Genomic DNA, 13,371 nt, shown 5'->3' on the forward strand with positions numbered 1-13,371 from the left:
GGGCTTTTTATTTTTAAGGAAGGTTATTTTAGCGCGGTTTTAAATTGTGCAACGGCTTCGTCCATATCATGAGCTTGAGCAGAGACAGAGTTCACTTCGTGCAAGCATTCCTGAGCGGATTGCATGTTGTTTTCAGATATCGCGTTAAGCTCGGTGATTGAGCCACTAACTTGGTTCATCACGATACCTTGCTCTTCAATCGCTGAAGCAATGCGCTCCGAATTGCCTTGAATTGCATGCATGTCAGTGATGATCTGTTGCAGGCTAGAATCCAGTTTTTCAGAGGCATTAAGCGTTTGTTGTCCTTGATCGTTACATTGATCAATATCCGCCACGACCGTCGACATTTGAGCTTGAATATCAACAACAACTCGCGTGATTTCCTCGGTAGATTGATGAGTTCGGCTAGCTAGGGCACGTACTTCATCGGCAACAACGGCGAAGCCACGACCTTGTTCGCCCGCTCGCGCGGCTTCAATTGCTGCATTGAGAGCCAGTAAGTTAGTTTGTTCCGCAATTTCTTGGATGATGTTCACCGCACCACCAATTTTATCTACATGTTGGTTCAACGAGCCAATCGACTGCTGACTGTTCGATAAAATACTGGTCAATTGACCAATGTTGGTTACAGTAGTTTCAACAACACTGCGGCCTTGTTCGGCATTATTCGCGGCTTGATGCACACCCTCTACCGCAACCGACGTGCTTTCCGATATTTCGCCTATCGTTGCCACCATTTGCTGAACCGCAGTAGCCATCGATGCAGTGTGGTCCGTTTGAGTATGGAACTGCTCCATAACCCCTTCTAGCTCACGATGCATATTATCGGTACTAGCCGTTAACTGCGCCGATTTTTCTTGGGTGCCACTAATTAACTGCTCAAGCTTATCCAACAGATCATTGAGGTGGTGGCTGATATCAAATAGCTCATCTTTGCCTTTCAAGTCAGAGCGCAGTCCCATGTTGTTTGTTTCGCTAATGCTTCGAATGGTGCCAAGCAAGCTGTTTACTCGTGTATTGATTGAGCGAGAGATCTGCCAAATCAATGCGAAAATAACACCTAAGATCAGGGCTGTAATGACTTGCTTGATGGTCGACATTTGTTCATCACGCTTTGCAGCAGCAGAGCTAAGGGCTGTCGAAAAGGTTTCAAATTGCTCTTCTACGGCATGAGATAATGCGCGAGTTTCACCAAGTAGGCCTTGGTCGTAAGCGACCCCTACAACTTGTTTTTGTGCCGCTACTAGCTTACCTGTTTTGATGAGCTCCGGAGCATATAGCCCAACAAGCAAATCACTATTGAATTGACCTGATTTGATTGCAGAGTCAAAACGAACCAACGCCAGCAATTGCTGGTGGTCGGAGCGTTGCTTGGCTTCTAACAGTGCTTGCTCGTAACCAGCAAGAAGGCCACTCTTTGCATCAAGTCCGTAGCGTTGGTAAGCACTGACCAGATTCTGAAAGCCCTTTTGGTATGCAAGAAGGTCTTGTTTGAATCGTTGACTGGAAGGTAATTCATTGCTCGTGAGTATGCTCGCAAGCTCTTTTTCGGTATTTAGAAACTTATCAACATTCGCATCAAATTTGTTTAAGTATTTGTCATTACTACGCAGTAAGAAATCTTTCTCGTTTCTGCGTAAGTTGAGTAAACGTATTTCTAGATCGCCAACGAGTTTGATGGCGTGGTTAAGTTCATTGCTCTTATTGGCGAAATGGGATGACGTACCCAAAAGGGCCACGATGCCTAAAATGGCGATAACTCCGAGGAAGTAGAGTTTTTGCCTAATAGTCATATTGTTGTTTCCTGAATAAGTAACTAAAAAGAGAAATCCAATGAGATTTCCCAAGGGCTAGCAAACGTTGTTCAACTAACATGTCGAGAAAACGACATGCATTAATACAGCACTTTCTTACGTTGCTGCTTTTTCGCTCCATGCTTGTTCTTGGTATCAAGTCTTCGGCGTTGAGAAGCGCGGGTTGGTTTCGTTTTAATACGCTTCTTCTCCTGTAAGGCGGCAGCTTTAATTAAAGCTTGAAGCCGATTCAGGGCGTCTTCCTTATTTTGTTCTTGCGTGCGAAATTGTTGCGCTTTGATGATGATCACGCCATCTTTAGTTATACGACTGTCAGAAAGAGCAAGTAATCGTTCTTTGTAGAAGTCAGGTAAGCTGGAATGTCGGATATCAAAGCGTAAATGTATAGCGGACGCTACCTTGTTAACGTTCTGGCCACCATTTCCTTGAGCTCTAATTGGGGATAATTGAATTTCCCACTCTTGAATTGTGACGGAGTTCGAAATTTTGAGCATGATAAGTAAATGCCGGTAAGGACGATTGAAAGAGCTGATAAATTAACATCACAGATGTACAAATAGAAGAAAAGACATGAGCACGATTGATTTTAGGCCCTATGAGGGATTCATATTTGATATGGATGGTACTTTAATAGATACCATGCCAGCCCATTTGGCTGCTTGGCAAGCAACCGCAGATCGCTTTGATTTTCCGTTTTGTCAGGAGTGGTTTCACAGTTTAGGGGGCATGCCGAGCTTTAAAATTGTTGAGGAGCTAAACCGTGTGCATGAGCTTTCATTAGATCCTAAAACCGTCGCTACATTTAAAATGGAAACGTTCGCTGCTATGGAGCTGCACGGGGACGTTATTCCGTGCACTAATATCGTGTTAGAAGAATATTTAGGCCACAAGAAAATAGCGGTCGGAACTGGCAGTCAACGAGAAAGTGCCATGCGCCTATTGAGCCACTCCGGTTTATTGGACAAGTTGGATGTTGTGGTAACAGCGAGTGATGTAGAGAACCATAAGCCTTTTCCGGATACCTTTTTGGTGGCGGCCGAGCATCTTGGGTTGGAAGCGTCACAATGTCTTGTATTCGAGGATACCGAGCTAGGTAAACGAGCGGCGCATGCAGCGGGTATGGATTGCGTTATGGTGCAAGATAACGAGTTAATCTTTTTTCCAAAACCATAGTAAAAAGAGCGATAAAGCGAGATCAAAATGGGGTGCAAACGCACCCCATTAACTGTTACAACATCATAGATAAAGTATCATAGATGTTTATTCAGGTTGAACTAGCTCTTGATATTCAAACGAAGGAACCACAACCTCTACGCGACGGTTTTTCTCACGACCTTCACGAGTGCTGTTGTCAGCAACTGGGTTTTCTTCACCCATGCCTTTCACAGTTAAACGATCTGAGTCAATGCCTGCAGCAGTTAGATAATCCGCAACAGATTGAGCACGACGCTCAGACAGTTTTTGGTTGTAAGTCGCAGGACCAGAGCTATCCGTGTAGCCAGTGATCTCTACTTGAGCTTGAGGGTATTCGTTCAAGAATGATACGAAGTTGTCTAGACGCTCCGAAACAGAGTCTGTTAGCTTAGCACTGTCGAATTCAAACGTACCTGTACCGTACTCTTCTTTGTGCACTTTGCTCATCATCACTGGTTCTGGATCTGGCTCAACCACTTCTTCTGTTACAACTGCCGCAACCACTGGCGCAGCCGCAAATTTGTAGTTAAAGCCGATACCGAAGAAGTTAGCGTCCATGTCGTCCCATACGTCATCAGACAGGTCTTGATAGCGTTGATATTCTGCGCGTACGCTCCAGTTTCTGTCGATAGTGTATTCAGCACCTAGCGAGCCAGTTGGAACGAAATCTTTTTCGTCATCAGACATCATGTAAGCACCACCGATCTTAGCGAATAAGTTCCAAGATTCGTTCAAGTGCCAGTTAAATTTAGGTGCGAGAGTTAAAGCCGTTAAATTGCCGTCGATCGTATTAACTGTATTAGCCCCTGACTTAAAGTTAGCTTTGTAATCGCCTAAGAAGTCGACACCATACTCTAGCCCGATGATATCGGTGAAGTCATAACCGATATGTAGTCCAGCACCAAAAGCTTCATCATCACAAGGGCTATTTAGATAGCAAGCATCGTCAAGTGTAGTCATGCCTACTTTGCCCCCGATATACATTTCAGCCTGAGCAGAGTTTAAAAGCGCGCTACTACCAGCTACCACTGCTGCTACTGCAATTGCTACTTTGTTCATAATGTTTCCTTGTATTGATTGCATATTAATTTCTACTTCGTTTTATCAAAAAATTAGAAAAAACCAGCGTTTATAAGAAATTAGTTTAATATTCTAATCATTTCATATCAAGCAACAATATCTTTGAACTTGATCAACATTTAATAACCAATAACACCTCACAAACTTCTGATATTTCTTACATTGTAGTAAAGATTTTTGGGGTCATAAGAAAATTGATGATTATTTTGAACTTTTTTTCGTAAACTTTATTTTACATTGTGCGCGGTGGTTAACAGGTGGTTTTTATTTGCATTTATTTGCAAAAACTGATTGCAAGTCTACGCCTAAGCCGATAAGTTACTTAAACGCTAGACAGAAAATGACCAGAGCCCTTGATGCTGCTCGCTTTGTGAACAATGTTGCAATGAGTTCAGTTGGCAAAAAATTGGGTCGGAAATAAAAACCAGGAAGTAGAAGTAATGTTTCAAACTGATGATGTAAGAATAAATAGAGTAAAAGAGTTATTGCCACCTGTAGCAGTATTAGAGAAGTTCCCAGCGACTGAAACCGCTTCTTCGACCACTTTCGATTGCCGTAATGCCATTCACAATATTCTTGAAGGAAAAGATGACCGATTGCTTGTAATTGTTGGCCCGTGTTCCATTCACGATCCTGCTGCTGCGGTTGAATATGGTAAAAAGCTAAAAGTATTACGTGATGAACTTGGTGAACAACTAGAAGTTGTGATGCGAGTTTATTTTGAGAAACCGCGTACAACGGTAGGATGGAAAGGTCTGATCAACGACCCTTACCTAAATGATACCTACAAGCTGAATGATGGTCTGCGTATTGGACGTAAGCTTCTTCTTGATCTTACCGATATGGGCTTGCCAACCGCGAGTGAGTTCCTAGATATGATTACGCCTCAGTACGTGGCGGATCTGATCAGTTGGGGTGCTATCGGTGCTCGTACGACAGAATCTCAGGTTCACCGTGAGCTTGCCTCTGGTCTTTCTTGCCCTGTTGGGTTTAAAAATGGTACAGACGGGAACATTAAGATCGCGAGCGACGCGATTCGTTCTGCAAGTGCTTCTCACCACTTCTTATCAGTAACAAAATACGGACATTCTGCGATCGTAGAAACCGCTGGCAATCCTGATTGCCATATCATTCTCCGTGGTGGTAAAGAGCCAAACTACAGTGCAGCGCATGTTGCTCAAATTAAAGATGAGTTAGATGGTGCAGGGCTACCGAAAAAAGTGATGATTGATTTTAGCCACGCTAACAGCTCGAAGCGGTTCAAACGTCAAATGTTGGTGTCTGATGACGTATCAGAGCAAATCGCTGGTGGCGAAGAAGCAATTTTTGGTGTGATGATTGAGTCTCATTTAGTTGAAGGTCGACAAGACCTAGTAGATGGCAAAGCGGCCACTTATGGTCAGTCGATTACCGATGCATGTATCGGTTGGGAAGATACGGAAACCGTACTTCGTCAGCTTTCAGATGCAGTAAAAGCGCGCCGTAACAAATAAGCTCAACAGAAAGAACTTTTTTTAAAGAGCCAGAGGCATTATGTCTCTGGCTCTTTTTATTGAGAATTACTAGCATCTCTTTCTATTGTTTCTGCTTTCCTATATGTTATCTGTATGCGCTGTAACCAAAAGGAATTTGGAATTGAATCGTAATGTATGGCTATTATCCCTTTGCCAAGCCCTATTAATGACAGGGAATATTTTACTCATATCTGTTATTGCCCTTATTGGCAAAACACTTGCGCCGTCATCAAGTTTTATTACGTTGCCCGTTGCGCTGCAATTTTTAGGACTGATGGCTGCGACGATCCCAGCATCACTGATTATGGGCAAGTTAGGACGTCGCCTTGGGTTTAGTCTCGGTAATGTTATTGGCATTTTGGGTGCCAGCCTAGCGACGTATGCGTTAAGTCAACAGAACTTCTATCTATTCTGTGTTTCTACCTTTTTGCTCGGTGTTGGTATTGGCTTCGGTACGCTATACAGATTTGCTGCTATTGAAGTGTGTGAAGAGTCGGCAAGACACAGGGCGATTTCGATATCTATGGCGGGAGGGGTACTAGCGGCGATACTTGGCCCTAATTTGGCGGTGTATTCGCAGCAATGGTCAAATGATGGTTTGTACATTAGTGCTTTTGCCGTGCTTATTGGACTTTATATAACTGCGTTGATCGTGCTGCAAACGATTCGTTTTCCACCAGCACACACGCAAGTTCTACATACTAAAGCGGATAAAGTGGGGGACATTATCCGTCGACCTAATTTCATGCTAGCGGTTATCGCCGCAATGGTTGCGTATGCGGTAATGAACATTTTAATGACAGCAACGCCTCTGGCGATGATTGGTTGTGGCTTTGATTTTGACAAAGCGGCAGGAGTGATCGAATGGCATGTGCTGGGCATGTTTGCACCGGCGTTTGTCACGGGACGCTTGATAGAGCGGTTTGGCGCGAAGAATATGATTTTAGCCGGTGGATTGCTATTTGTTGCTTGCATTGGAATTAACATACACGGAGTGTCCATTTGGCACTTTAGTTTTGCTTTAGTTCTGTTAGGCGTTGGTTGGAACTTTATGTTTATCGCGGCAACTGGGTTATTTAGTCAAAGCTATGAAGCGAAAAACAGGAGTAAGGCTCAAGCATTTAATGAATTCTTCGTGTTCAGTTGTGTCACTATCACTGCATTACTGTCTGGCTGGCTTGAATCCACCGTAGGTTGGCAAAACCTTAATTTGTACGTTCTTCCTTTTGTGCTACTCGTCATCGTGATGTTTGCTTTGAAAACGAACAAAGAAACGGAATCCCAAACTGCTTGATTAGATCTTCTATACATGGCCCGGCATAACGTGTCGGGTTTTGCTTATTAGCTCAACTCCACAACTTCTTCTTTATATTTTTATTGATAATGTGAATTCCCACACTAAAAATGTCGAATTGATAAGACTTTTTGTCTAACTTTTTGTAATAAAAATAAAAATCCTGTATATATCTTGCCGAAAATCAATAAAAACTACAGAAGTTTCGTCTATGTCAGTCAATATTTCTCATAAAGCTCAAGAAACTCTCGTGAGGGAGTCTGAGGAGCTCGTCTCAACAACTAACCTACAAGGTGTTATTACGTATTGTAACGAAGCCTTTTGCCGTGTTGCTGAGTACACTCACGAAGAACTCGTCGGCCAGAACCACAATATCGTTCGCCACAATGACATGCCTAAAGCCGCTTTCGGCGATATGTGGGCACGTCTTAAGCAAGGCAAAGCCTGGCGCGGCATGGTTAAGAATGCTACTAAGTCGGGTGGTTACTATTGGGTTGATGCCTATGTCACCCCTATTTATGAAAATAACCACGTTGTTGGTTATCAATCTGTGCGCGTTAAGCCAAAGCGAGAGTGGGTTGATATAGCCACGAAAGCCTACAAGAGTATGCGCGCCGCCGAGAAATCAGGTCGTACTTGGTCGTTGAAACTCAATGAAACCATTCGCTATGCGATTCTACTTGGCGCATTGACCGCACCTGCTGCCGCATATGCATTGTCTATTGAAGGTCCATTGGCTTGGCTTGCAAGTGCACTACCTGCGAGTGTTCTAGCGTTGTTATTCCGCCAAGAATTAATTGATACGCCTCAACAACTGAAAAAGTTACAAAAGCAATACGACAGCGTGAGTCGCTTGATCTATTCCGGCAACACGGCATTTTCGATTGCTGATTTCCATATCAAAATGCTGTCCGCAAGAATTCGAACCGTGTTGGGAAGAATGACAGACTCCGCACTGCCGTTGCAGCATTGTGCTGAAGAGTTGAGCCAAACCACAGCAGAAGTTTCGGCTGCATTAAATCAGCAAAACACCGATATTCATCGCGTACGTGATGCGACTCAAGAGGTGGAGTCTTCGGCGAATTCAGTCTCTTCTAGCACCAATGATGCCCATATGCTAATTGATGATACATTGAAGTCATGCTTGATGGCAAAGGAGACCATCGATCAAACGCACACCAATCTAGCGCAATTAAGCCTTCAAGCTGAAAAAGCGACGGAAACGACGTATCAACTGAGTGATCAGGCGCAGAAAGTGAATCATTTGATGGAAGAGATTGGCGGGATCGCAGAACAAACCAATTTACTGGCACTTAACGCGGCAATTGAAGCGGCGAGGGCGGGTGAGCAAGGTCGTGGTTTTGCTGTTGTTGCCGATGAGGTGCGCGCGCTCTCTGGTCGCACATCCAATGCAACTGAACAAATCCAAGCGTCTATCTCTGCTATGTTGGCGACGATACAAAGTTGGCAAAAAGACATTCTGGCAAACAAAGAGCAAACGGATACATGTTCTCAGGTTGCCGAACAAAGCGCGCTTCGTTTGTCTGAGGTTGAACAGATGATGCAAAGCATGAGTGGGTTGATGGTCGATGTGGCGGAAGCGGCGAATAACCAGCTGAAGCTATCCAGCGATGTAAATCAGCATATTCACTCTATTGCTTCTACGGCAGAGCAAAACTTGGCTGCAACACATTCAGTTGAACAAAACAGCCGTCAGCTTAAAGAGCAAGTACAAGATTTCTATCAGCTCGCGCTTCGCTTTGAAGACAAATAGCCGTAACGAAAGTCGTTGTGTTCACTTTCTGGCTGTGTTTACACAAATAGGAGCCAGATAAAAGAAAGCCCCGCCATTGCTGGCGGGGCTTTTCAGTTTTCACATTCGCAATAGAGAAAACTGATTATCTTTTTACTGCAATTACGCTAGTAGTTCTTTTGCTGTATTTACTACGTTTTCAGTAGTGAAACCGAACATTTTAAACAGTTCACCAGCAGGTGCAGATTCACCGAATGAAGTCATACCGATGATGCGACCGTCGAAGCCTACGTACTTGTACCAGAAGTCAGCAATACCTGCTTCGATAGCGATACGAGCTGTTACGTCTGATGGTAGAACGGCTTCACGGTAAGCGGCGTCTTGCTTGTCAAATGCATCTGTTGATGGCATTGAAACAACGCGTACTTTCTTACCTTCAGCAGTTAGCTGTGCTGCTGCTTCTACTGCTAGTTCAACTTCAGAACCTGTTGCGATAAGGATTAGCTCTGGCTTGCCTTCGCAATCTTTCAGGATGTAACCACCTTTCGCGATGTTTGCTAATTGCTCCGCATCACGCTCTTGTTGCGCTAGGTTCTGACGAGAGAAGATAAGCGCAGTTGGTGCATCTTTACGTTCAATCGCTAGTTTCCAAGCCACTGCTGATTCAACTTGGTCACATGGACGCCATGTGCTCATGTTTGGCGTTAGACGTAGCGATGCCATTTGCTCAACCGGTTGGTGAGTTGGGCCATCTTCGCCAAGACCGATAGAATCGTGCGTGTACACTTGGATGTTCTGAATCTTCATCAGAGCCGCCATACGCATTGCGTTACGTGCGTATTCCATGAACATTAGGAATGTCGCGCCGTAAGGAACGAAACCACCGTGTAGCGCAATACCGTTCATGATCGCCGTCATACCGAATTCACGTACACCGTAGTGGATGTAGTTACCAGAGAAGTCACTTGCTTCTAGAGACTTAGAACCAGACCACATGGTTAGGTTAGACGGCGCTAGGTCAGCAGAGCCGCCCATGAACTCAGGTAGTAGAGCACCAAATGCCTCTAGAGCGTTTTGAGATGCTTTACGTGACGCAATGTTTGCTGGGTTTGCTTGAAGATCGGCAATGATTTGGCTTGCTTTCTCTTCCCACTGTGCAGGAAGTTCACCGTTTACGCGGCGTTTAAATTCAGCTGCCAGCTCAGGGTACGCTGCTTCATAAGCTGCAAATTTCTCGTTCCACGCTGCTTCCTTAGCTGCGCCTGTTTCTTTCGCTGACCATTCTGCGTAGACTTCTTGCGGAATTTCAAAAGGACCGTGCTCCCAACCTAGTTCTTTGCGTGTTGCTGCGATTTCTTCTGCACCTAGTGGTGCACCGTGACAATCGTGTGAACCAGACTTGTTTGGTGAACCAAAACCGATGATTGTCTTAGTACAGATAAGTGTAGGGCGAGGATCCGCTTTCGCCGCTTCGATTGCTGCGTTGATCGCTTCAGAGTCGTGACCGTCTACTGCTGGGATTACGTGCCAGCCGTAAGCTTCAAAACGCTTAGGCGTGTCGTCAGAGAACCAACCTTCAACGTGACCATCGATTGAGATGCCGTTGTCATCCCAGAATGCGATCAGTTTGCCTAGACCTAGTGTACCAGCTAGAGAACATGCCTCGTGCGAGATGCCTTCCATCAGACAGCCGTCGCCCATGAACACGTAAGTGAAGTGGTCAACGATGTCGTGGCCTTCTTTGTTGAACTGTGCTGCTAGCGCTTTCTCAGCTAGAGCCATACCAACCGCATTCGTGATGCCTTGACCTAGAGGACCCGTTGTGGTCTCGATACCAGGCGCGTAGCCGTACTCTGGGTGACCTGGAGTCTTAGAGTGAAGCTGACGGAAGTTTTTCAGATCATCGATAGATAGCTCGTAACCGCTCAAGTGCAGTAGAGAGTAAATTAGCATTGAGCCGTGGCCGTTAGACAGTACGAAACGGTCGCGGTCTGCCCACTCAGGGTTTGATGGGTTGTGGTTTAGGTGAGAACGCCAAAGAACTTCAGCGATATCAGCCATGCCCATAGGTGCACCTGGGTGACCAGAGTTAGCTTGTTGAACACCATCCATGCTTAGCGCACGGATTGCATTTGCTAGATATTTACGATCCATAGTGATTACTTCTCGATAAGGGTTTAAATAGAGGGAACTCGTCGAAACAAGTTCAAATAGAAAATCTTGAATAAGCGTTGATGGTAAAAGCGAGTAGACGGGCTACTCGCTTTTGGTAAGCAATTAAAGCTTAGCTTCGATCATCGCTTCTAGTTTACCTTGGTCAACGGCGAAGTTGCGGATGCCTTCAGCCAGTTTCTCAACCGCCATTGGGTCTTGGTTGTGTTCCCATAGGAACTCAGAATGAGTCATTGGTGCTGGACGCTCAGCTGCGCCTTTAGAATCAACTAGCTTCTCAACCACTTCACCTTCTGCAGCTTCTAATTCTGCAAGTAGAGCAGGAGCGATAGTTAGACGGTCACAACCAGCAAGTTCTAGGATCTCACCGATGTTACGGAAGCTTGCGCCCATTACGACAGTTTTGTAGCCGTACTCTTTGTAGTAGTTGTAGATCTTAGTTACAGACAGTACGCCTGGATCTTCTGAAGCTTCGAAGTCACGGCCTTCTTTCGCTTTGTACCAGTCCATAATACGGCCAACGAATGGAGAGATTAGGAATACGCCAGCTTCTGCACAAGCACGCGCTTGAGCGAATGAGAATAGAAGCGTTAGGTTACAGTTGATGCCTTCTTTCTCTAGGATTTCTGCTGCGCGGATACCTTCCCAAGTAGACGCTAGTTTGATAAGGATGCGGTCGTTAGTGATGCCTGCATCGTTGTACATTTTTACTAGTTGACGTGCTTTAGCTACGCTGCCTTCCATATCGTAAGATAGGCGCGCGTCAACTTCTGTAGAGATACGACCTGGAATAGTTTTTAGGATTTCTTTACCGATGTTTACTGCAAGCATGTCACAAGTGTCTTGAACTTGTTGAGCTTTGTCGTTGCTCTGTGCTTTAGCATATTCGATTGAAGCATCGATTAGAGGTGCGTACTCTGCGATTTGAGCGGCTTTCAGGATAAGAGAAGGGTTAGTTGTTGCGTCTTCTGGTTGATACTTTTTGATTGCATCAATTTCGCCAGTGTCTGCTACTACAGTCGTTAGTTTACGAAGTTGCTCTAACTTGTTGCTCATAATCGATCATCCTATTTAAATGGGCTTAAGCGTGATTTTTGTTATCACAGCTTGTGCATTTGCAAGCGAGTTAGCTAATCGTCTCATCGCATTTAATGAGACATCTGCTCAGCCAACTACGGAAAATTTCGTTACCGAACAAATGCAATGAACATTTGATCGATAGCTGAGTAAATGATGTGTCCATATTTATCCTATCTATGCTGAAAGTCAATCGCTGAAATCGACTTATAGTGAACTTCATCAACGTTTTTTTACTGTGTGTTTAGTGGTTAACCCAAATAAACGTTTGCCCTTATTGTTCAAAGGTTGAGCGTTATACATGAGGATAAAAAATTGTAGTGAGAAAATGTTATTGCGATGAGCAAATGTAGCGTTTAAATTGATAAAGAACATATGCTAAGTCAATGAGCATATGCTCACTTATTGCATACAATATCGATCCTCTTAAAGGGCGAGAGAAACCATGAGCAGTTCTAACCAAGATATTTCCATTGAAAACACGGATTTGTTGACAGAGATTTCCGTTGCGTATTATCAAGACGGTGCGACTCAGGAAGAGATATCGAGAAAATTTGCCATATCACGCGCAAAGGTCGGGCGAATGCTCAAGCAGGCGCGTGATGAAGGCATCGTTGAAATCACCGTTAAATACCACCCGGTGTTTAGCGCCAAGATTGAGCAACGTTTGATCGAGCGATTCGGCGTTAAGCGTGCGCTTGTCGCTCTTGATCAGCCAAATGAAGAGGCACAGCGACTACAGGTGTCGGGATTGGTGTCCAATTATCTCACCAGCACGCTTAAAAACGGCATGGTGGTGACCGTTGGACAAGGGCGTAACGTATCTTCCGTCGCTCACCATATTGGTGTTATTACGCCGCGTGACTGTAAATTTGTATGTGGTATCGGCGGTATTCACCCACGTGGTGGTATGTATAACGCCGATCACATTTGTCGTCAGTTAGCGAAAAAGTACGGTGGAACGTCCGAAACTCTCTATGCGCCGGCTTATGCAGAGAACAGAGAACAGAAGTTGGCTTTCATGCAAAATGCAACCGTGAAACAAACGCTCGACCTAGCACGTAAAGCTGATGTCGCTTTGGTCGGTATTGGTGACATGAGCGAAAACAGCTACATGGTGGACTTAGGTTGGTTTACGCCTGATGAAGTGGTTCAGTCGAGACTTCAACAAGGCGTGGTCGGGGACTTTGCAGGTTATGATTTCTTTGATATTCACGGTAATGTTGCCAACACCGTAATGAGTGACCGAGTGATTGGCCTTGGTATTGAAGAGTTTCGCCCAATATCGGAAGTCATCGCGATTGCAGCGGAGAACAGCAAGCCGCTCGCCTTACTTGGAGCATTAAGAACCGGAGCGATAGACGTGATCGCCACGAGCGTCAGCAACGCATTAACGGTGCTCAACTTAGATGAGCAAATGCACGGTAACGCGGCATCTGAGAGTTAGCACAAATAATATGCAACTTATGTAAT

The 13,371-nt window shown here is 44.9% G+C and carries 10 protein-coding genes; 5 read left to right on the forward strand and 5 right to left on the reverse strand.

Translation table 11 applies throughout. From position 1 onward, the window contains the following. Positions 1-23: 23 nt before the first annotated feature. Positions 24-1,793 (reverse strand): methyl-accepting chemotaxis protein, encoded by a 1,770-nt coding sequence (locus tag MSG33_RS01805; protein WP_248379590.1) that lies wholly within the window; start codon positions 1,791-1,793, stop codon positions 24-26. 101 nt (positions 1,794-1,894) lie between these two features. After that, entirely contained in the window at positions 1,895-2,308 is a 414-nt protein-coding gene (gene arfB / locus MSG33_RS01810) for an alternative ribosome rescue aminoacyl-tRNA hydrolase ArfB (protein WP_005396137.1), read from the reverse strand. A gap of 76 nt (positions 2,309-2,384) precedes the next feature. Here arfB and MSG33_RS01815 point away from each other — a divergent pair, with 76 nt between their 5' ends. After that, positions 2,385-2,987, forward strand: coding sequence for a beta-phosphoglucomutase family hydrolase (locus tag MSG33_RS01815; RefSeq protein ID WP_031780520.1), 603 nt, complete (start codon positions 2,385-2,387; stop codon positions 2,985-2,987). An 87-nt stretch (positions 2,988-3,074) separates the two neighbouring features. Here the strand turns inward: MSG33_RS01815 and MSG33_RS01820 are convergent, their stop codons facing one another. Continuing rightward, complete coding sequence (locus MSG33_RS01820) at positions 3,075-4,067, reverse strand: OmpA family protein (RefSeq protein WP_005396135.1); 993 nt, start codon at positions 4,065-4,067, stop codon at positions 3,075-3,077. Between the two features lie 461 nt (positions 4,068-4,528). Here MSG33_RS01820 and aroG point away from each other — a divergent pair, with 461 nt between their 5' ends. From aroG to MSG33_RS01835, 3 genes are all read left to right on the forward strand, one after another. Beyond that, positions 4,529-5,581, forward strand: coding sequence for a 3-deoxy-7-phosphoheptulonate synthase AroG (gene aroG, locus MSG33_RS01825; RefSeq protein ID WP_248379593.1), 1,053 nt, complete (start codon positions 4,529-4,531; stop codon positions 5,579-5,581). Between the two features lie 142 nt (positions 5,582-5,723). Next, positions 5,724-6,896 carry an MFS transporter gene (locus tag MSG33_RS01830; protein WP_006741139.1) on the forward strand — a complete coding sequence of 391 codons (1,173 nt, stop codon included), beginning with the start codon at positions 5,724-5,726 and terminating at the stop codon, positions 6,894-6,896. Between the two features lie 211 nt (positions 6,897-7,107). Next, the gene (locus MSG33_RS01835) at positions 7,108-8,670 is read left to right on the forward strand and encodes a PAS domain-containing methyl-accepting chemotaxis protein (protein WP_150916927.1); all 1,563 of its coding nucleotides are present in this window, start codon (positions 7,108-7,110) and stop codon (positions 8,668-8,670) included. A 141-nt stretch (positions 8,671-8,811) separates the two neighbouring features. On the opposite strand, the gene tkt is transcribed toward MSG33_RS01835, so the two are convergent. Further along, entirely contained in the window at positions 8,812-10,803 is a 1,992-nt protein-coding gene (gene tkt / locus MSG33_RS01840; RefSeq protein WP_145472775.1) for a transketolase, read from the reverse strand. A 123-nt stretch (positions 10,804-10,926) separates the two neighbouring features. Beyond that, entirely contained in the window at positions 10,927-11,877 is a 951-nt protein-coding gene (tal, locus tag MSG33_RS01845; RefSeq protein ID WP_005396118.1) for a transaldolase, read from the reverse strand. A gap of 466 nt (positions 11,878-12,343) precedes the next feature. Between tal and MSG33_RS01850 the strand changes: the two genes are divergently transcribed. Further along, positions 12,344-13,345: a sugar-binding transcriptional regulator gene (locus MSG33_RS01850; RefSeq protein WP_005396112.1), complete on the forward strand. Its 1,002-nt coding sequence runs from the start codon at positions 12,344-12,346 to the stop codon at positions 13,343-13,345. Positions 13,346-13,371 lie beyond the last annotated feature (26 nt).

Origin of the sequence: Vibrio sp. 1CM7H, from assembly GCF_023161645.1 — a bacterium.
Classification (GTDB): Bacteria; Pseudomonadota; Gammaproteobacteria; order Enterobacterales; family Vibrionaceae; genus Vibrio; species Vibrio diabolicus.